Source organism: Streptomyces sp. NPDC000229 (assembly GCF_040300825.1).
Classification (GTDB): Bacteria; Actinomycetota; Actinomycetes; order Streptomycetales; family Streptomycetaceae; genus Streptomyces.
Genome location: NZ_JBEPEL010000001.1, coordinates 165933 through 185830 on the forward strand (window position 1 = coordinate 165933; position 19898 = coordinate 185830).

General features: G+C 72.4%; 17 protein-coding genes. 10 read left to right on the plus strand and 7 right to left on the minus strand.

Translation table 11 applies throughout. The features are described from left to right. From ABT360_RS00685 to speB, 4 genes are all read right to left on the minus strand, one after another. Positions 1–3508, minus strand: a 3508-nt coding sequence (locus ABT360_RS00685; protein WP_351808524.1) for an ABC transporter ATP-binding protein, incomplete at its 3' end; no start/stop codon positions are given. 184 nt (positions 3509–3692) lie between these two features. After that, on the minus strand, positions 3693–4586 hold the full coding sequence (locus ABT360_RS00690) for a serine hydrolase (protein ID WP_444852158.1): 894 nt from the start codon (positions 4584–4586) through the stop codon (positions 3693–3695). 139 nt (positions 4587–4725) lie between these two features. After that, positions 4726–6408 (minus strand): thiamine pyrophosphate-binding protein, encoded by a 1683-nt coding sequence (locus ABT360_RS00695; protein ID WP_351808531.1) that lies wholly within the window; start codon positions 6406–6408, stop codon positions 4726–4728. A 300-nt stretch (positions 6409–6708) separates the two neighbouring features. Further along, positions 6709–7701, minus strand: coding sequence for an agmatinase (gene speB / locus ABT360_RS00700; protein WP_351808534.1), 993 nt, complete (start codon positions 7699–7701; stop codon positions 6709–6711). A 156-nt stretch (positions 7702–7857) separates the two neighbouring features. On the opposite strand from speB, the gene ABT360_RS00705 reads away from it, so the two are divergent. From ABT360_RS00705 to ABT360_RS00720, 4 genes are all read left to right on the plus strand, one after another. Then, on the plus strand, positions 7858–9264 hold the full coding sequence (locus ABT360_RS00705; RefSeq protein WP_351808537.1) for a helix-turn-helix domain-containing protein: 1407 nt from the start codon (positions 7858–7860) through the stop codon (positions 9262–9264). Between the two features lie 97 nt (positions 9265–9361). Continuing rightward, the gene (locus ABT360_RS00710) at positions 9362–10519 is read left to right on the plus strand and encodes an acyl-CoA dehydrogenase family protein (RefSeq protein WP_351808540.1); all 1158 of its coding nucleotides are present in this window, start codon (positions 9362–9364) and stop codon (positions 10517–10519) included. A gap of 5 nt (positions 10520–10524) precedes the next feature. After that, positions 10525–11400, plus strand: coding sequence for an acyl-CoA thioesterase II (gene tesB / locus ABT360_RS00715; protein ID WP_351808543.1), 876 nt, complete (start codon positions 10525–10527; stop codon positions 11398–11400). A 13-nt stretch (positions 11401–11413) separates the two neighbouring features. Continuing rightward, positions 11414–11881: a hypothetical protein gene (locus ABT360_RS00720; RefSeq protein WP_351808546.1), complete on the plus strand. Its 468-nt coding sequence runs from the start codon at positions 11414–11416 to the stop codon at positions 11879–11881. A 10-nt stretch (positions 11882–11891) separates the two neighbouring features. Here the strand turns inward: ABT360_RS00720 and ABT360_RS00725 are convergent, their stop codons facing one another. Together ABT360_RS00725 and ABT360_RS00730 are read right to left on the minus strand one after the other, a co-directional pair. Then, positions 11892–12659: a phosphatase gene (locus ABT360_RS00725; RefSeq protein WP_351808549.1), complete on the minus strand. Its 768-nt coding sequence runs from the start codon at positions 12657–12659 to the stop codon at positions 11892–11894. A 58-nt stretch (positions 12660–12717) separates the two neighbouring features. Next, positions 12718–12978 (minus strand): GntR family transcriptional regulator, encoded by a 261-nt coding sequence (locus tag ABT360_RS00730; protein ID WP_351808552.1) that lies wholly within the window; start codon positions 12976–12978, stop codon positions 12718–12720. Positions 12979–13133: 155 nt separating this feature from the next. On the opposite strand from ABT360_RS00730, the gene ABT360_RS00735 reads away from it, so the two are divergent. Together ABT360_RS00735 and ABT360_RS00740 are read left to right on the plus strand one after the other, a co-directional pair. Continuing rightward, entirely contained in the window at positions 13134–13340 is a 207-nt protein-coding gene (locus ABT360_RS00735) for a hypothetical protein (RefSeq protein ID WP_351808555.1), read from the plus strand. Next, positions 13337–13546 carry a hypothetical protein gene (locus ABT360_RS00740; RefSeq protein WP_351808558.1) on the plus strand — a complete coding sequence of 70 codons (210 nt, stop codon included), beginning with the start codon at positions 13337–13339 and terminating at the stop codon, positions 13544–13546. Before ABT360_RS00735 ends, ABT360_RS00740 begins: the two co-directional genes overlap by 4 nt. A gap of 4 nt (positions 13547–13550) precedes the next feature. On the opposite strand, the gene ABT360_RS00745 is transcribed toward ABT360_RS00740, so the two are convergent. Further along, complete coding sequence (locus ABT360_RS00745) at positions 13551–14129, minus strand: SACE_7040 family transcriptional regulator (protein WP_351808561.1); 579 nt, start codon at positions 14127–14129, stop codon at positions 13551–13553. A 77-nt stretch (positions 14130–14206) separates the two neighbouring features. On the opposite strand from ABT360_RS00745, the gene ABT360_RS00750 reads away from it, so the two are divergent. Genes ABT360_RS00750 through ABT360_RS00765 form a run of 4 tightly spaced genes read left to right on the plus strand, consistent with a single transcriptional unit; the run spans position 14207 to position 19879 of the window. Further along, positions 14207–15823, plus strand: coding sequence for a carboxyl transferase domain-containing protein (locus ABT360_RS00750; RefSeq protein WP_351808962.1), 1617 nt, complete (start codon positions 14207–14209; stop codon positions 15821–15823). 7 nt (positions 15824–15830) lie between these two features. After that, complete coding sequence (locus ABT360_RS00755) at positions 15831–17768, plus strand: acetyl/propionyl/methylcrotonyl-CoA carboxylase subunit alpha (protein ID WP_351808564.1); 1938 nt, start codon at positions 15831–15833, stop codon at positions 17766–17768. Then, a complete protein-coding gene (locus ABT360_RS00760; protein WP_351808567.1) occupies positions 17765–18715 on the plus strand; it encodes a hydroxymethylglutaryl-CoA lyase in 951 nt (316 codons plus the stop codon). Before ABT360_RS00755 ends, ABT360_RS00760 begins: the two co-directional genes overlap by 4 nt. Before the next feature lie 3 nt (positions 18716–18718). Continuing rightward, positions 18719–19879, plus strand: a complete 1161-nt coding sequence (locus ABT360_RS00765) for an acyl-CoA dehydrogenase family protein (protein ID WP_351808570.1) — start codon at positions 18719–18721, stop codon at positions 19877–19879. Positions 19880–19898: the final 19 nt, after the last annotated feature.

A 19898-nucleotide genomic window follows, 5' to 3' on the forward strand; every position in this document is an offset into this window, starting at 1 on the left:
GGTCGGTGGCGGCGTTGACCTGGGCCTCGGTGGCGAGGTCCAGCGCGGCCGTCGCCTCGTCGAGCAGGAGGACGTCCGGGTCGACCAGCTCGGCCCGGGCCAGGGCGATCAGCTGCCGCTGGCCCGCCGACAGGTTGCGGCCGCGCTCGGCGACCTCGTGCAGGTAGCCGCCGTCCAGCGTGGCGATCATGTCGTGGGCGCCGACCGCCCGCGCCGCCGCCTCCACCTCCGCGTCGGTCGCGTCGGGCCGCCCGTACGCGATGGCGTCGCGGACCGTGCCGGCGAAGAGGTACGCCTCCTGGGGCACGACGCCGAGCCGGTGGCGGTACGCGGTGAGATCGAGGTCCCGCAGGTCGGCGCCGTCCACGGTGACCCGGCCGGACGTCGGGTCGTAGAACCGGGCGACCAGCTTGACGAGCGTCGACTTGCCGGCGCCCGTCTCGCCGACGAACGCGACGGTCTGCCCGGCCGGAATGCGCAGCTCGACCCCGCTGAGAGCCGCCTCGTCGTCCCCGTAGGCGAAGGACACCTCCTCGAAGGCGATCTCGCCCCGCAGCGAGGACACCGGCAGCGGCTTCGCCGACGCGGCCGTGGACGTCTTCTCGCGCAGCAACTCCTGCATCCGCCCCAGCGACACGGCCGCCTGCTGGTAGCCGTCGAAGACCTGCGACAGCTGCTGCACGGGCGCGAAGAACAGGTCGATGTAGAGGAGGTAGGCGACGAGCGCACCGGTGGTGAGCGTGCCCGCCTCGACCCGTCCCGCGCCGACGATCAGCACCGACGCCGCGGCCACCGACGACAGGAACTGGACGAACGGGAAGTAGATCGAGATCAGCCACTGGCCCCGCACGCGCGCCGCCCGGTACTCCGCGCTGCGCGCCGCGAACCGCTCCGCGCCGGACCGCTCGCGCCGGAAGGCCTGCACGATCCGCAGGCCGGACACCGACTCCTGGAGGTCGGCGTTGACGACACTGATCCGCTCCCGCGCCAGCTCGTACGCCTTCACGCTGGAGCGGCGGAAGAAGAACGTGCCGACGATCAGCACCGGCAGCGTCGCGAAGACGACCAGCGCCAGCTGCACGTCGATCACGAGGAGCGCGACCATGATGCCGAAGAAGGTCACCAGTGACACGAACGCGGTCACGAGCCCGGTCTGGAGGAACGTCGACAGCGCGTCCACGTCCGTGGTCATCCGGGTCATGATCCGCCCGGTCAGCTCGCGCTCGTAGTAGTCGAGCCCGAGGCGCTGGAGCTGGGCGAAGATCTTCAGGCGCAGCGCGTAGAGCACCCGCTCGCCGGTCCGGCCGGTCATCCGGATCTCACCGGTCTGCGCGGCCCACTGCACCAGCACCGTCACCAGGGCCATTCCGGACGCCGCCCACACCGCGCCCAGCGCGGCCTGCTCGACGCCCTCGTCGATGCCGTGCCGGATCAGGATCGGCAGCAGCAGGCCCATGCCGGCGTCGACGGCGACGAGCGCCAGGCTGACCAGCAGCGCCGCGCCGAAGCCGCCCAGCAGCCGGCGCAGCCCGTACGACTCCTCGGGCCGGACCGCCCGCGCCTCGTCGACCGCCGGGGTGTCGGTCGCGGGCGGCAGCGCCTCGACCTGCGCGAGGAGCTCGGGGGTGGCGCCGGGTGCCGCCGACTCGGCGACCGGCTCGCTGCGCTCCCAGAGGGTGGGCGTGATGCCCCGCTCCGCGTCGAACTCGGCGTCGAGTTCCTCCCGTACGGTGTGGTCCTCGGGCATCTCCGGGACCGGGGCGTGGCCGGGCGAGACGCCGCCCAGCTCGTCGGGGTCGGTCAGCAGCCGCCGGTAGAGCGCCGAGCGCCGCTCCAGCTCCTCGTGGGTGCCGATGTCGGACAGCCGCCCGTCGTCGAGGACGGCGATCCGGTCGGCGAGGTTCAGGGTGGAGCGCCGGTGGGCGATGAGCAGCGTGGTGCGCCCGGCCATGACGGACCGCAGCGCCTCGTGGATCTCGTGCTCGACACGGGCGTCGACCGCCGAGGTGGCGTCGTCGAGGACCAGCAGCCGGGGGTCGGTGAGGATGGCGCGGGCGAGCGCGATGCGCTGGCGCTGGCCGCCGGAGAGGGTCAGGCCGTGCTCGCCGACCTTCGTGTCGTAGCCGTCCGGCAGCTCGGCGATGAACCCGTCCGCCTGCGCGGCCCGCGCCGCGGCACGGATCTCCTCGTCGGTCGCGTCGGGCTTCCCGAACGCGATGTTGTCCCGGACCGTGTCGGAGAAGAGGAAGCTGTCCTCCGGTACGAGGCCGATGGCGGCCCGCAGCGAGTCCATGGTCAGCTCGCGCACATCGTGCCCGCCGACCAGGACGGCGCCGTGCGTCACGTCGTAGAAGCGCGGCAGGAGCAGCGAGACGGTGGACTTGCCGCTGCCGGAGGAGCCGACGACGGCGATGGTCTCGCCGGGGCGGATCTCCAGCGAGAAGCCGTCGAGGACGGGCCGGCCGTCCTCGTAGGCGAACGACACGTCGTCGAACTCGACGCTCGCCGGGGCGTCGGCCGGCAGCTCCTTGGTGCCGTCCTCGATCACCGGTTCGGTGTCGATGAGCTCCAGGACGCGCTCGACGCCGGCGCGGGCCTGCTGGCCGACGGTGAGGACCATGGCGAGCATCCGGACCGGGCCGACGAGCTGGGCGAGGTAGGTGGAGAAGGCGACGAACGTGCCGAGGGTGATCTGGCCACGGGTGGCCAGCCAGCCGCCGAGCGCCAGCATGGCGACCTGTCCGAGCGCGGGCACGGACTGGAGGGCCGGCGTGTAGCGGGAATTCAGCTTGATGGTGCGCATGCGGCCGGCGAACAGCTTGCGGCTCGCCTCGCGGATCTTGCCGGTCTCCTGGTCCTCCTGCCCGAAGCCCTTGACCACGCGTACGCCGGTCACGGCCCCGTCGACCACGCCCGCGACGTGCGCGGCCTGGGCCTGGGCGTACCAGGTGGCGGGGTGCAGGCGGACGCGGCTGCGCTTGGCGATGAACCACAGGGCGGGGGCGACGGCCAGCGCGACCAGGGTGAGCGGCAGCGACAGCCACGCCATGATCACCAGGGAGATCAGGAAGAGCAGGAAGTTCCCGATGGTCATCGGGAGCATGAAGAGCAGGCCCTGGATCAGCTGGAGATCGCTGGTGGCGCGCCCGACGACCTGCCCGGTGGACAGCTCGTCCTGCCGCCGCCCGTCGAGCCGGGTGATCGTCCCGTACATCTCGGTGCGCAGGTCGTGCTGGACGTCGAGGGCGAGCCGTCCGCCGTAGTAGCGGCGGATGTACGTCAGGACGTAGACGGCGACCGCGGCGGCGATCAGGAGCCCGGTCCAGACGGCGAGGGAGCGCGTCCCGGCCCCGATGACGTCGTCGATGACGACCTTGGTGATCAGCGGGACGAGCGCCATGACGGCCATGCCCGCGAGGGACGAGCCGAGCGCGAGCACCACATTGCGCCGGTACCGCCAGGCGTACCCGGACAGCCGTCGTGCCCATCCTTGCTCTGCCGCCGCCACGTGGTGCCTCCCGTTCGAACCGGTGATCGGGTCGATGATCTGATCTACCGGAAGGCACCAACACGGGCGCGGACGGATTTCATCCCTCCGCAATGATCGGCCCTTGGTCCTAGGACCGGGGTGGGGCCCGGGTCGGGCGCGGGCCAGGCCGGCCCGGGCAGGGGTCCGGGCCGGCGGGCCGGAGTCAGCGGGTGGCGCTCACCAGGTCCTGGGCGGCCCGTCCGGGCACGGCCGGCACGGCCTCCTGCGGGACGGCGGGCGGGACGAAGACGTCGCTCCTGGCCGTGCCGGGGTTGAGGTCGGCGTGGACGACGCGGGCGACGGCCTGGATGGTGTTGATGCCGTCCTGCATGGTCGCGTTGTCGTGGGTGAGCACGGTGAGCTGGTAGTTGTGCTTCGTGCCGGTGAAGGCGCCGATGGAGTGCACGCGCCAGCCGTGGGTGGCGCGCGGCAGCCAGCCGTTCTTCACGTGGATCCTCGCCGTACCGGGCGCCCCGGCAGGGGTGCCCCAGCGCTGGGAGGCGACGACCTTGTTCATGAGGTCGAGGATGTAGGCGCGCGAGGCGTCGGTGAGGACGGTGTTCTTCGCGGTGATCAGCGCCAGCAGCTTCTGCTGGTCACGGGCGGTGATCTGGGTGAGGCCCCAGTAGCCGCCGGAGCCGGGGACGGTCTTGGTCATGCCGGCCGCGGTGAGGAAGCCCTTGACCTTGGTGACGCCCAGCTGCTTCCACAGCGCGCTGGTGGCGTCGTTGTCCGACTTGGTGATCATGGCGGTGGCGCGGGACTTCTCCGTCGCGGTCAGCGCCCGCTTGGACCTCTGCGCGTCCCAGAGGAGGGTGGCGAGCACGGTCGCCTTGACCGCACTGGCGGAGTCGAACTGCGTGTCCGGCCGCAGGACGCAACTGGTCTTGGTGACACGGTCGTTGACGAGGATCGCGGTGGTGGACTTGCGGCCCTGGAGGGCGGCGTTGATGTCCTTGACCAGCTTGGCGGCGAGGCCCGCCTGCTGGGAGGTGCACGCCACGGCCGGAGTGGCGGCGGTGGCGGGTGTGACGGTGGCGGCGGTCGGCAGCAGCACCCCGAGGGCGACCGCGGCGCACACGGCCCCGCGCCTGCGGCGGGATATGGAAAGTCTGTTCACGCAATCCATGACTCGGCAGCGCGGGAAAAGTTGTACGCGCGGGACTCACCGGGTCGCGAGCCCCGCGCGACTTCCGTCACAGGTGCGTCGGCGCGAACATCTTCAGCAGCGCGGGCAGTACGACGACGGAAGGCCCGGGCCGGGCAAGGGACTTCGCGAGGTCCTCGCGCAGCGCCTCCGGTGTCGTACGGACGGCGGGGACGCCGAACGACCCGGCGAGCGCGACGAAGTCCGGGCGGACCAGCTCGGTGCCGGTGGCCTCGCCGAAGGCGTCGGTCATGTACTCGCGGAGGATGCCGTAACCGCCGTCGTCGACGATCAGCCAGGTCACGTCCAGCCCGTACTGCTCGGCCGTGGCCAGCTCGGCGATCGAGTACATGGCACCGCCGTCGCCGGAGACGGCCAGCACCGGCCGCGTGGGGTCGGCGGCGGCCGCGCCGAGCGCCGCCGGGAAGGCGTAGCCGAGGCCGCCGGCGCCCTGGGCGGAGTGCATGGTGTTGGGCCGGCGGGCGTCGAAGGCGGACCACGCCCAGTAGGCGAGGATCGTCATGTCCCAGAAGCTCGGCGCGTCGTCCGGGAGGGCGTCGCGTACGGCGGCGAGGACCTGGCGCTCCACGGTGAGGTCCTGGGTGTCGATCCGTTCCCGGACCTTGTCCAGGACCGTGCGTACGCGGTCGGCGGCGCCCGTGTCCGGCCGGGGCTCCACGGTCTCCAGGAGGGCGGAGAGGGCGAGCCGCGCGTCGGCGTGGATGCCGAGGGCGGGGTGGTTGGACTCCAGCTTGCCGAGGTCGGCCTCGATCTGGACGACCCGGCCGCGCGGCGCGAAGGTGTGGTAGTTCGAGGACAGTTCGCCGAGCCCGGAGCCGACGACGAGGAGGACGTCGGCGTCCTCCAGGAAGTCGGTGGTGTGCCGGTCCTCCAGCCAGGACTGGAGGGACAGCGGGTGCGTCCAGGGGAAGGCGCCCTTGCCGCCGAAGGTCGTGACAACCGGTGCGCCGATCCGCTCCGCCAGGGCCCGGAGCTTGCCGGAGGCGTCGGAGCGTACGACTCCGCCGCCCGCGATGATCGCGGGCCGCTCGGCGTGCGTCAGCAGGTGCGCGGCGAGCGCGGTCAGCTCCGGGCGGGGCGGGAGGTCCTCGGGCGTGGCGTCCATGGCGGTGACCACGGGAAGGACGGTCTCGGCCAGCAGCACGTCCTGCGGGATCTCCACCCAGACGGGGCCGTGGGGCGCGGTCAGCGCGGACTCCCAGGCGGCGGCGATCGCCGACGGGATCTGCGACGGGGTGCGCACGGTGTGCACGGACTTGACGATGTCGCGGAACGAGGCCTGCTGGTCGCGCAGTTCATGCAGGTAGCCGCGGCGCCCGCCGCCCAGCCCGGCGGCCGGGACCTGGCTGCCGATGGCGAGCACGGGCGCGCTGGCGGCGGCCGCCTCCTGGAGCGCGGCCAGCGACATCAGGGCGCCGGGTCCGGTGGACAGCAGGAGCGGGGCGGCCTCGCCGGTGATCCTGCCGTACGCGTCGGCGGCGAAGCCCGCGTTGTTCTCGACGCGCAGGCCCACGTACCGGAGCCTGGAGCGGCGCAGCGCGTCGAACATGCCGAGCGCGTGCTGGCCGGGCAGCCCGAAGACCGTGGTGGCCCCGAGCCCGGCCAGCGTCTCGACGACGAGGTCCCCACCGGTGCGGCCGGGCGGCGGGTTGAGCGCCGCTTCGGTCTGCGCGGCGGTGGGCCGCAGGACGAGGTCGTGGTCGTGGGTCACGCCTTTTCCTTTCAGGGCTCGGTTCATCCCCAGAGGGGGGACCCCCACCGGGGCGCCTGTTGGGGCTGTCGACGGTCGATCTCCCCCTACGCCCTTCGGGCGTGGGAGGTGCCCCCGCTCGGGTCGCTCGTTCCTTAGCGACCCTCCGCGCTCCCCCTGCCTTCGGCGGGGGGACCCCCATCCCTTTCGACAGCCCCGCGCCCCTTCGGCTCACTCGCCACAGGTGCCGGGGGTGGGCCGTTCGGTCCCGGGGCCGGGATCTCATGGTTCCGCACCCCGGGGGCCGGCCGCGCGCGGGGGTTACTTCGCGGACTGCTCCGCGCCCGCGGCGCGGCTCGCGGCGATCTGGCGGGACATGATCGTCGTCAGCTCGTACGCGGTGTGGGACGCGGCGACCGAGGTGATCTCGGCGTGGTCGTACGCCGGGGCGACCTCGACGACGTCGGCGGAGACCAGGTTGCAGGACGCCAGGCCGCGCAGGATCTCCAGCAGCTCGCGGGAGGTCATGCCGCCCGCCTCGGGGGTGCCGGTGCCGGGGGCGTGGGCCGGGTCGAGGCAGTCGATGTCGATGGAGATGTACAGCGGGCGGTCACCGATGCGCTGGCGCAGCTGGTCGGCCACCTCGTCGGCGCCGCGCCGGTAGACGTCGGCCGAGGTGACGATGCCGAAGCCCATCTTCTCGTCGTCGGTCAGGTCCTGCTTGCCGTACAGCGGGCCGCGCGTACCGACGTGGGAGAGCGCCTCGGTATCGAGGATGCCCTCCTCGACGGCCCGCCGGAACGGGGTGCCGTGGGTGTACTCGGCGCCGAAGTAGGTGTCCCAGGTGTCGAGGTGGGCGTCGAAGTGGAGCAGGGCGACCGGGCCGTGCTTCTTGGCGACGGAACGCAGCAGGGGCAGGGCGATGGTGTGGTCGCCGCCCAGCGTCATCAGGCGGGCGCCGGTGCCGAGGAGGTCGTCGGCGGCTGCCTCGACCGTCTCGACGGCCTCGTTGATGTTGAACGGGTTCACGGCGATGTCGCCGCCGTCCGCGACCTGGGCGAGCGCGAAGGGCGAGGCGTCCTGCGCCGGGTTGTAGGGGCGCAGGAGGCGGGACGCCTCACGGATGGCGTTGCCGCCGAAGCGGGCGCCGGGGCGGTAGGAGACGCCCGAGTCGAAGGGCACACCGACGACGGCGACATCGGCGGTGCCGACCTCGTCGAGGCGCGGCAGCCGCGCGAACGTCGCCGGTCCGGCGTACCGCGGGACGCGGGACGAGTCGATGGGGCCGCGCGGCGTCTCGTGGGTGCTGCTCATGATCGGTTGGCCTTCTTTCGGTCGTCAGTACTGCTCTGTCCGGGTATGCGCTGCTTCGAGTGTGCATGGCCGGTCGGGACGACAGTAAGTGGCCGAGTCGCGGGGCTGAAGTGTACGTTTCATCCATTGTCGGCACCCCGGATGGAGGAAGCGTCCATGACGGAATCCGTCGCCGGGCCGGTGCCCGCTCCACCGGCACCCCCGGTCCCGCTGAGCGCGCTGCTCTCCCGTGAGGACCTGGGTCTGCGACTGATCGCGGGACCGGACGAGGCGGACGTCCACTGGGTGCACACCTCCGAGATGGCCGACCCGTACCCGTACCTGTTGGGCGGCGAACTGCTGATGACGGCGGGCGTGCAGCTCGTCGACCCCGAGCGGTACGTCGCACGGGTCGTCGCGGCGGGCGCGGCGGCGCTCGGCTTCGGGGTGACACCGGTGTACGACACGGTTCCGGAGGGCCTGGTCGCGGCCTGCGCCCGGCACGGGCTGCCACTGCTGGAGGTGCCGCCGAGGACGCCGTTCGCGGCGGTGGGGCGCGCGGTGTGGCGGCTCATGGCGGAGGCCCGCCACCGGGAGCTGCGCCGGGTGACGGAGGCCCAGCAGTCGCTCGCCACCGCCGCGGCACGCCCCGACCCGGTGCCGGCCGTGCTGCACGCGCTGGCGTCCCGGCTCGCGGGCCGGGCCGCGTTGTACGCGCCGGACGGCACGGAGTACGCGGCGGCGGGGCGCGCCGTGGAGCCGGAGGCCGCCGCGGCCCTGGCCCGGCTGGTGCGGGTGCTGGGCGCGGGCGCCCGCCCCGCCTCGGCGGCCGACACCGTGGGCGGCACCCACCTCGCCGCGTACGCCCTCGGGGGCGGCCATGGCCTCGCGCTGGGCCTCGCCTCGGGGCGCCGGGAGCCTGGCGACCATACGATCGCGGGCGTCGCCGTGGTCCTCCTGTCCCTGCTCACCGCCCCGCACCAGGGCGCCGACGAGGCCACGCGCTCCACCGCCCTGGTCCGCCTCCTGCTGGGCGCCGCCCCCGCCGAGGTGGCCCCGCTGCTCGGCGACGCCCCGTGGACCGTGGTGCACGCGCGCGGGGAGGGCGTCCCGCCGCCGCTGGGCACACCGCTGGTGGACGTGCGGGAGGGCACCGTACGGGCACTGCTGCCCGCCGGCCGCGACATCGCCCCGCACCCGGGCTGGACGCTCGGGGTCAGCGCCCCGGCGGACCCCTCGCAGCTGGGCGCCGCCGACCTCCAGGCGGCCCGCGCCCTCGGTCGCGCCCGGGCGGCGCACCTGCCGCTCGCCCGGCACCGCACCGGCGGCATCGGCGCCCTGCTGGACCCCGACGAGGCGTCCGCGTACGCGCGCAGCCTCCTGGCCCCGCTGCCGGAGCCCCTGACGGAGACCCTGCGCGCATGGCTGTCCCTGAACGGCAACTGGGACCGTACGGCCACCGCGCTGGGCGTGCACCGGAACACGGTCCGGCAGCGGATCGCCCGGTGCGCGGCCCTGCTGGAGGCGGATCTGGACGACGCCGAGGTCCGGATGGAGCTGTGGTTCGCACTGCGGTGGTTGTGATGTGAACGACCCTGGACAGGCGCGGTGACCGCCGGGTAACTTCTTCTGAGCAAGCGCTTAGCCAGACCGTAGCCAGCGACACCACGAGGAGGCGTCCGTGCGCCGTACCGTATTCAACGAGGACCACGAGGCGTTCCGGGACACCATCCGCGCCTTCATCGAGGCCGAGGTCGTCCCCGTCTACGACGAGTGGTTCGCGGCGGGCCAGGCGCCGCGCGACTTCTACTACAAGCTCGGCGAGCTGGGCGTCTTCGGCATCAACGTGCCCGAGGAGTTCGGCGGCGCGGGCCTGGACACCCACAAGTTCGAGGCCGTCCTCTACGAGGAGACCGCGCGCGCGGGCGTGAACTTCGGCGGCTCCGGCGTGCACGTGCTGCTCGCCCTGCCGTACATCAAGATGCTCGCCACCGACGAGCAGAAGAAGCGCTACCTGCCGAACTTCGTCACCGGCGAGGAGATGTGGGCGCTGGCGATGACCGAGCCGGGCACCGGTTCGGACGTCGCGGGCATGAAGACCACCGCCAAGCTCTCCGAGGACGGCACGCACTACGTCCTCAACGGCGCCAAGACCTTCATCACCGGCGGTGTCCACGCCGACCGCGTGATCGTGTGCGCCCGCACCTCCGCCCCCACCGCCGAGGACCGCCGCTTCGGCATCTCGCTCTTCGCGGTGGACACCAAGTCCGAGGGCTACTCCATCGGCCGCAAGCTCGACAAGCTCGGCCTGCGCACCTCCGACACCGCCGAGCTCGCGTTCGTCGACGTCAAGGTGCCGGTCGAGGACCTGCTCGGCGAGGAGGGCAAGGGCTTCTCCTACCTCGGCCACAACCTCGCCTCCGAGCGCTGGGGCATCGCCTTCGGCGCGTACGCGCAGGCCAAGGCCGCGATCCGGTTCGCCCAGCAGTACGTCACGGACCGCACGGTCTTCGGCAAGCCGGTAGCGCACTTCCAGAACACCAAGTTCGAGCTGGCCGCCTGCCAGGCCGAGGTCGACGCCGCCGAGGCCGTCGCCGACCGCGCCCTGGAGGCCCTGGACGCGGGCGAGCTGACCCCGGCCGAGGCCGCCAGCGCCAAGCTCTTCTGCACCGAGGTCGCCCACCGCGTCATCGACCGCTGCCTCCAGCTGCACGGCGGCTACGGCTACATGAACGAGTACCCGATCGCCCGCCTGTACGCGGACAACCGCGTCAACCGCATCTACGGCGGCACCAGCGAGATCATGAAGACCATCATCGCCAAGTCGATGGGCCTCTAGTCCCTGTGACCGAAGCGCTCGACGACCTGCTCGATCTGCTCGACCTGGAGCGGATCGAGCAGGACATCTTCCGGGGGCAGTCCCGCTCGGCGATCGTCCCGCGCGTCTTCGGCGGCCAGGTCGCCGCTCAGGCCCTGGTGGCGGCCGGCCGGACGGTCCCGGAGGACCGGCTCGCCCACTCCCTGCACGCGTACTTCCTGCGCCCCGGCGACCCCGGCGCGCCCATCGTCTACACCGTGGACCGGATCCGCGACGGCCGCTCGTTCACGACCCGGCGCGTGGTCGCCGTGCAGCACGGCCAGCCGATCTTCCACCTGTCGGCGTCGTTCCAGACGTACGAGGAGGGCCTGGAGCACCAGGCGGACATGCCGCCCGCCCCGGCGCCCGAAACGCTCCCCACGGCCGCCGAGCTGCTGCCCCGGTACGCGGACCGGTTCATCCACCCCGACACCGTGGACCGCCTCCTGGAGGCTCGGGCGGCGGTCGACCTGCGGTACGTCGAAGAGCCCCCGTACGGCACGGCGGGCACGCCCCGCGAGCCGCGCTCCCAGGTGTGGTTCCGTACGAACGGCAAGCTCGCCGACGACCCCCTGCTGCACGTGTGCCTGGCGACGTACGTCTCCGACATGACGCTGCTCGACTCGGTGCTCCTCGCCCACGGGCGCGGCGGCTGGGCGGTCGGCGACGTGGTCGGCGCGTCGCTGGACCACGCCATGTGGTTCCACCGCCCCTTCCGGGCGGACGAGTGGCTCCTGTACGACCAGGAGTCCCCCTCCGCCTCGGGCGGCCGGGGCCTCGGCCAGGCCCGCATCTACACGCAGGAGGGCCGGTTGGCCATCTCGGTGATCCAGGAGGGTGTCGTGCGCGTCCCGCGCGGATGATTTCCTTGGCTCCATGGAGACGTTGACGGGTGGAACGGCCCTGGCGCTGGCGGGAGTTGTACTGGGCACGCTGGGCACGCTCATAGGCCAGCACCTGGCGACCCGGGTCGAGAACCGGCGCCACCAGTGGGAGCGGACCGCCACCGATCGCGCGGAGCGGAAGGCGGCCATCATGGACTTCCTCGGCTCCGCGCAGCGGATCGAGATGGTCCTCGACAGCAGGAACCTCGGGCTGTCCGTCGCGGACGGTTCCGACGAGGAGGCGCTGCACGAGCTGTGGCTCGCCACCAAGGCCGTCGAACTGGTCTGCGCGTCCGACACGGCGCAGGCTGCCCAGGACTATGCCGGGGCCCTGCACGCACGCGTGCGGGGCGCCACCGCGAACGCGGCGCCGCCGGCCAAGCGTGAGAGGCGGCACGCGTTCATGGAGGCCGCCCGGGACGAGCTGGGCGGCCACCGGCGCGGGACGAAGGCCCGCTGAGCCGCCCCGGTCAGAGCAGCCCGGCCGCGTCCAGCAGGTACTCCGTCATCGGCTCGTAGAAGCGCGGGTCCACGACATGGTCGTCCAGCGGGATCGTGACCTGCATGGTGCCCTCCGCCTCGCCGATGAACAGGGCGGGGTCGTTGCAGTCGGCGAACCCGACCGAGTCGATCCCGCGCTGACCGGCGCGGCCCGCCCAGCCGTGGTCGGCCACGACCAGGTCCGGCTGCACGGCCAGGTGGTCCAGGATGGCGTTCATCGGCTCGGGCGAGTGCGTGTGCCACAGGCTCGCGCCGCGTTCGAAGACCGCCACGTCCGCGAACTGCACGACGTACCCCTCGTCCGCGATGAGCCCGCCCGGGATCCGCACGATGTCGCACCCGGCGCCCCGCAGGGCGGCGGCGGTCCTGCTGTGCACGTCCAGCAGCGCGCCGGGGTGCCCGGTCGCGAACAGCACCCGCTGCTTCCCGGCCGCCGCCTTCCGCAGCCGCGCGGCCATCCGGTCCAGGGCGTCGACGGTCAGCTCCGGGTCGATGGTGTCCTGCCCGGCCCGGTGCGCCGGATCGTCGTTCACCCCGCACCGTTCCGCCATCACGGCGAGCACGTCCTGCTCGTCGGTCCACCGGTCCCCCAGCTCCAGACCGAGCCAGTAGTGGCGGTCGCCGTTCGCCAGTTTGCGGTAGTGGGAGAGGTTGTTGTCGCGGGGCGTGGCGACGTCTCCGGCGATACGGGTACGGACGAGGTGCTCGACGAGGGCGGCGCGGCTGGGTATCGGCATGGCCCCATTGTGCCGCCCCGACACGGTGAGTGGCGGGGCTGTTTCGGGGGGTGGACGGTTACGGGGCGGTCGTGTCCGCTTCGGCGGCACGGTCGACCACGTAGACGCCCATGCCCTGGACCGTGTGCACCAGCCCTTCGTCCTTCAGGACCTGCACGGCCTTGCGAAGGGTGTCGCGTGCCACGCCGAACTCCCCCTCCAGCGCCACCAGGCTCGGGATGCGGCGACCGGGTGGGATGCTTCCGTCCTCGATGCGTGCACGCAGGATCGTCGCGATCTGGCGGTACGGCGGAACGGGGCCTTCCCGGTCAATGCTCATGGAACGCGAGCCTAGGTACCCAGCATGGACCTGCCATAGCCACCCCAGAGGGTAGACGGGGGTAGTACACCTCCTTTACGCTGCGGTGAAGCAGAAGCCCCGGCGACGGCTGCAACCGTCCCGGGGCGTGGCCGATCTGGAGAAAGCAGACCGACGTGACCGAGCTTATCCATGCCCTTTTCCGATGGGCACGGGCCCTGTCCGTACCCCCGCGCGTCCCCGAGGCGCCCCGCCCGCGTCCGGCCGTCCAAGCCCCGCCGCCCACCCTTCCGGCGCTGCGCTCGCCGTACGGGCTGGACGAGCCGCTGGACGGTGCCGAGACGGCTCTGGTGCGGCCGTATCTGCTCGGGGCGGCCGCGTGACCGGCCCGGCGCGCCGCCCGGTACGGATGTGCGTGCGGTGCGACCGGCTCACCGAGGCGCCCGTGCTGGTCGCCGAGGTCCACGCCGGTTCGGGCCCCGGGTTCAACGTCTACGCCTGCCCGGAGTGCGCACCGCACGTCCCGAAGCCACCGGACGCCCTGGACCTCCTCGCCACCGGCCGACCCGACCGCCCTCGGGACCGGTAGGGGCTCAGGCCGCCAGGGAGCCGAACGCCCCGTGGGCCAGGCGGCGCAGCAGGGCCTCCATGGCCGTACGGCCGAGCAGGCCGATGTGCGGGGTCGAGTTGAGCAGGCCGAACACGGCGTGGACGGTGGCCCGGGTCTCCGCCTCCGGGGGCGCCGGGTACAGCTCGCGCACCACCGTGACCCACAGCTCCACGTACTGCCGCTGGAGCTGGCGGACCCTCTTTCGGTCACTCTCCCGGAGGCGGTCCAGCTCGCGGTCGTGCAGGGTGATCAGGGGGCGGTCGTCGAGCGCGAAGTCGATGTGCCCGTCGATGAGCGAGCCGAGCAGCGCCTCGGAGTCGCCCGCCGCCTCCTGCACGCGTCGCCGTCCGCCGTCGAGGAGTCGCTCGCTGATGCCGACCAGCAGCTCAGCGAGCATGGCGTCCTTGCCGGGGAAGTGCCGGTAGAGGCCGGGGCCGCTGATGCCGACCGCGGCCCCTATCTCGTCGACGCCGACGCCGTGGAAGCCGCGCTCGGCGAAGAGGCGGGCGGCCTCCTTGAGGATCTGCTCACGGCGCGTCGGGGCGTCGGTCCTGGTGCTCATGGGATTGATTCTAGACAAGGCGGTTAGCGGTCGTTAACCTGATGGAAATACGTTAACGGTCATTAACTGGGGGCATGATGCAGCAGGCGCCCGTGCTGACCAGCACGGCAGACCCGGCTTCCGCCGCCTGGCAGGCCAATGAGGCGGCGCACCACGAGCTGGCCGACGGGCTGCGCGCCCGGCTGGCCGCCGCCCGGCTGGGGGGCGGTGAGAAGGCCCGGGCCCGGCACACCGCGCGCGGCAAGCTGCTGCCGCGCGACCGTGTGGACACCCTGCTCGATGCCGGTTCGCCGTTCCTGGAGCTGGCGCCGTTGGCGGCGAACGGGATGTACGACGACGCGGCCCCGGCGGCCGGGGTGATCGCCGGCATCGGCAGGGTCAGCGGCCGTGAGGTCGTCGTCGTCGCGAACGACGCGACGGTCAAGGGCGGCACGTACTACCCGATGACGGTCAAGAAGCACCTCCGCGCCCAGGAGGTGGCCCTGGAGAACCGGCTCCCCTGTGTCTACCTGGTGGACTCGGGCGGTGCCTTCCTGCCCAAGCAGGACGAGGTGTTCCCCGACCGGGAGCACTTCGGGCGGATCTTCTACAACCAGGCCCGTATGTCGGGTGCCGGCATCCCGCAGATCGCCGCCGTCCTCGGCTCGTGCACGGCCGGCGGGGCGTACGTCCCGGCGATGAGTGACGAGGCCGTGATCGTACGGAACCAGGGCACGATCTTCCTGGGCGGCCCGCCGCTGGTGAAGGCGGCGACCGGGGAGGTCGTCACCGCCGAGGAGCTCGGCGGCGGCGAGGTCCACTCCCGTACGTCCGGCGTCACCGACCACCTCGCCGAGGACGACGCGCACGCCCTCCGTATCGTCCGGAACATCGTCTCGACGCTCCCCGCGCGTGGGCCGCTGCCCTGGTCCGTGGAGCCCGCCGAGGAGCCCAAGGTCGACCCGGCGGGGCTGTACGGCGCGGTGCCCGTCGACTCGCGCACGCCCTACGACGCGCGGGAGATCATCGCGCGGATCGTGGACGGCTCGCGGTTCCAGGAGTTCAAGTCCGAGTTCGGCCAGACCCTGGTGACCGGCTTCGCCCGGATCCACGGCCACCCGGTGGGGATCGTCGCCAACAACGGCATCCTGTTCGCCGAATCCGCCCAGAAGGGCGCCCACTTCATCGAGCTGTGCGACCAGCGCGGCATCCCGCTGCTGTTCCTCCAGAACATCTCCGGCTTCATGGTCGGCCGGGACTACGAGGCGGGCGGCATCGCCAAGCACGGTGCCAAGATGGTCACCGCCGTCGCCTGCACGCGCGTACCGAAGCTGACGGTCGTCGTCGGCGGTTCGTACGGCGCGGGCAACTACTCGATGTGCGGCCGGGCGTACTCGCCGCGCTTCCTGTGGATGTGGCCCAACGCCAAGATCTCCGTCATGGGCGGCGAGCAGGCCGCCTCCGTCCTCGCCACCGTCAAGCGCGACCAGATCGAGGCGCGCGGGGAGTCCTGGTCCGCCGGGGACGAGGAGGCGTTCAAGGACCCGATCCGCGCCCAGTACGAGCAGCAGGGGAACGCCTACTACGCAACGGCCCGGCTCTGGGACGACGGCGTGATCGACCCGCTGGAGACCCGCCAGGTGCTGGGTCTGGCCCTGACCGCGTGTGCCAACGCCCCGCTGGGTGAGCCCGGCTTCGGCGTCTTCCGGATGTGAGGGACTGATGTTCACGACTGTTCTTGTCGCCAACCGGGGCGAGATCGCGGTCCGCGTCATCCGTACGCTGCGGGCCCTCGGCATCCGCTCGGTCGCCGTCTTCAGCGACGCGGACGCCGACGCCCGCCACGTACGGGAGGCGGACACGGCGGTACGGATCGGGCCGCCGGCCGCCGCCGAGAGCTATCTGCGGGTGGACCGGCTCCTGGAGGCGGCGCAGCGGACCGGCGCCGAGGCGGTCCACCCTGGGTACGGCTTCCTCGCGGAGAATGCCGCCTTCGCCAAGGCGTGCGAGGACGCCGGGCTGGTCTTCATCGGGCCACCGGCGTCCGCGATCGCCCTGATGGGCGACAAGATCCGCGCCAAGGAGACCGTGAAGGCCGCCGGCGTGCCGGTGGTGCCCGGCTCCTCGGGCAGCGGCCTCAGCGACGACGAACTGGCGGCGGCCGCCCGGGAGATCGGTATGCCGGTGCTGCTGAAGCCCTCGGCGGGCGGCGGCGGCAAGGGCATGCGCCTCACCCGGGTCGAGTCGGCCCTGCTGGACGAGATCGCGGCGGCGCGGCGCGAGGCGCGGGCGTCGTTCGGTGACGACACGCTCCTGGTCGAGCGGTGGATCGACCGGCCCCGGCACATCGAGATCCAGGTACTGGCGGACGGTCACGGCAATGTCGTCCACCTCGGCGAGCGCGAGTGCTCCCTCCAGCGCCGCCACCAGAAGATCATCGAAGAGGCGCCGTCCGTCCTGCTGGACGAGAAGACCCGCGCGGCGATGGGCGAGGCGGCCGTCCAGGCGGCCCGCTCGTGCGGCTACCGGGGCGCGGGGACGGTGGAGTTCATCGTCCCGGGCGGTGACCCTTCCGCCTACTACTTCATGGAGATGAACACCCGGCTCCAGGTCGAGCACCCGGTCACCGAGCTGATCACGGGCGTGGACCTGGTGGAGTGGCAGTTGCGGGTGGCCGCCGGGGAGCCGCTCGGGTTCACCCAGGACGACATCTCCCTGACCGGGCATTCCATCGAGGCCCGTATCTGCGCGGAGGACCCCTCGCGCGGGTTCCTGCCCTCGGGCGGCACGGTGCTGGCGCTGAACGAGCCGCGGGGCGAGGGGGTTCGGACCGACTCGGGCCTGAGTGAGGGCACCGAGGTCTCCAGCCTGTACGACCCCATGCTGGCGAAGGTCATCGTCCACGGGCCCGACCGCCCGACGGCGCTGCGCAAGCTCCGGGCGGCCCTCGCCGACACGGTCACGCTGGGCGTCCCGACGAACGCCGGTTTCCTGCGGCGTCTCCTCGCGCACCCGGACGTCGTCTCGGGCGACCTGGACACCGGATTGGTGGAGCGGGACGTGGACGGCCTGGTCCCCGAGGGCGTGCCGGAGGAGGTGTACGAGGCCGCCGCGGCGGTACGGGAGGACCGGCTGCGTCCCCGGCCGGACGCGAGCGGCTGGACGGACCCGTTCTCGGTGCCCAGCGGCTGGCGGCTCGGCGGTGAGCCCGTACCGGTCACGCACTGGCTGCGCGTACCGGGACTCGAACCCGTCGCACACCGGACCCGGGGTCACGCGCGCGTGACGGACGACCGGGTCACGGTCACCGTGGACGGTCTCACCCACACCTTCCACCGCGCCGGGACGTGGCTCGGCCGGGACGGGGACAGCTGGAACGTCCTGGACCACGACCCCGTGGAGGCGTCGCTCGGCCGGAGTGCGCACGCCGGGGCCGATTCGCTCACCGCGCCCATGCCCGGGACGGTCACCGTCGTGAAGGTGGCCGTGGGGGACGAGGTGACGGCCGGGCAGGGGCTGGTCGTCGTCGAGGCCATGAAGATGGAGCACGTCATCTCCGCCCCGCACGACGGCACCGTCGCCGAGCTGGACGTCACGCCCGGCACCACCGTCGCCATGGACCAGGTGCTGGCCGTGGTCGTTCCGAGGGAGGAATCATGATCACCGGACTCCCCATGACCGTGCCCGTGGACGGTCTGCCCACGCGTGTGCGGATCCACGAGGTCGGTGCGCGCGACGGCCTGCAGAACGAGAAGGGTGTCGTCCCGACCGAGGTGAAGGCCGAGTTCATCCGGCGCCTGGCGGACGCGGGGCTGACCACGATCGAGGCGACCAGCTTCGTGCACCCCACGTGGGTGCCCCAACTCGCCGACGCGGAACAGCTGTTCCCGATGGTGCGGGACGTTCCGGTCAGGCTTCCGGTCCTCGTGCCGAACGAGCGGGGACTCGACCGGGCGCTGGCGCTCGGGGCGCGCGAGGTGGCCGTGTTCGCCAGCGCCACCGAGTCGTTCGCCAAGGCCAACCTGAACCGCACCGTCGACGAGGCGCTCGCCATGTTCGCCCCGGTCGTCACCCGCGCCATCGAGCACGGCCTGACCGTGCGCGGCTATCTCTCCATGTGCTTCGGCGACCCCTGGGAAGGGCCCGTCCCGGTCGACCAGGTCGTCGCCGTCTGCCGGCGCCTGAAGGACATGGGCTGCGACGAGCTGAGCCTCGGCGACACCATCGGCGTGGCCACCCCCGGCCACGTCACCCGGCTCCTCACCGCCCTGAACGAGGCGGGGATCCCGACGGACGCGCTGGCCGTGCACTTCCACGACACCTACGGCCAGGCGCTCGCCAACACCCTCGCCGCCCTCCAGCACGGCGTCACCACCGTCGACGCCTCCGCCGGCGGCCTCGGCGGCTGCCCGTACGCCAAGTCCGCCACCGGGAACCTCGCCACCGAAGACCTCGTGTGGATGCTCCACGGCCTCGGCATCGAGACCGGGGTCGACCTCGGCCGGCTCACCGCCACGAGCGTGTGGCTGGCCGGACAACTGGGCCGTCCCAGCCCGTCCCGCACCGTCCGCGCCCTCGGCGGCGCGGCCTCCCACAAGGAGTCCTGAGTCATGTCCCTGGACCACCGGCTCTCCCCGGAGCACGAGGAACTGCGCCGCACCGTGGAGGAGTTCGCCCACGAGGTCGTCGCCCCGAAGATCGGTGACTTCTACGAGCGCCACGAGTTCCCGTACGAGATCGTCCGCGAGATGGGGCAGATGGGCCTGTTCGGCCTCCCCTTCCCGGAGGAGTACGGCGGCATGGGCGGCGACTACCTCGCCCTCGGCATCGCGCTGGAGGAGCTGGCCCGGGTGGACTCGTCGGTGGCCATCACCCTGGAGGCGGGTGTCTCGCTCGGCGCGATGCCGGTCTACCGCTTCGGCACCGAGGAGCAGAAGCGGCAGTGGCTGCCGCGCATGTGCAGCGGTGAGATCCTGGGCGCGTTCGGACTGACGGAGCCGGGCGCGGGCTCGGACGCGGGCGGCACCCGCACCACCGCCGTCCGCGACGGCGACGAGTGGGTCATCAACGGCTCCAAGTGCTTCATCACCAACTCGGGTACGGACATCACGGGCCTGGTCACCGTCACCGCCGTCACCGGCCGCACGCCCGAGGGCAAGCCGCTGATCTCCTCGATCATCGTCCCGTCCGGCACCCCCGGCTTCACGGTCGCGGCCCCCTACTCGAAGGTCGGCTGGAACGCCTCGGACACCCGTGAGCTGTCCTTCTCCGACGTCCGGGTCCCGGTGTCGAACCTGCTGGGCGAGGAGGGGCGCGGGTACGCCCAGTTCCTCCGCATCCTCGACGAGGGCCGGATCGCCATCTCGGCGCTCGCGACGGGGCTGGCGCAGGGGTGCGTGGACGAGTCGGTGAAGTACGCCAAGGAGCGGCACGCCTTCGGACGGCCCATCGGCGACAACCAGGCCATCCAGTTCAAGATCGCCGACATGGAGATGCGGGCGCACATGGCCCGGATCGGCTGGCGTGACGCGGCGTCCCGGCTGGTGAGCGGTGAGCCGTTCAAGAAGGAGGCGGCGCTGGCGAAGCTGTACTCGTCGACGGTCGCCGTCGACAACGCCCGCGAGGCCACCCAGATCCACGGCGGCTACGGCTTCATGAACGAATACCCGGTGGCCCGGATGTGGCGGGACTCCAAGATCCTGGAGATCGGTGAGGGCACGAGCGAGGTCCAGCGCATGCTGATCGCACGGGAGTTGGGTCTTTCCGCCTGAGGAGGCGGCACTTGCCGCG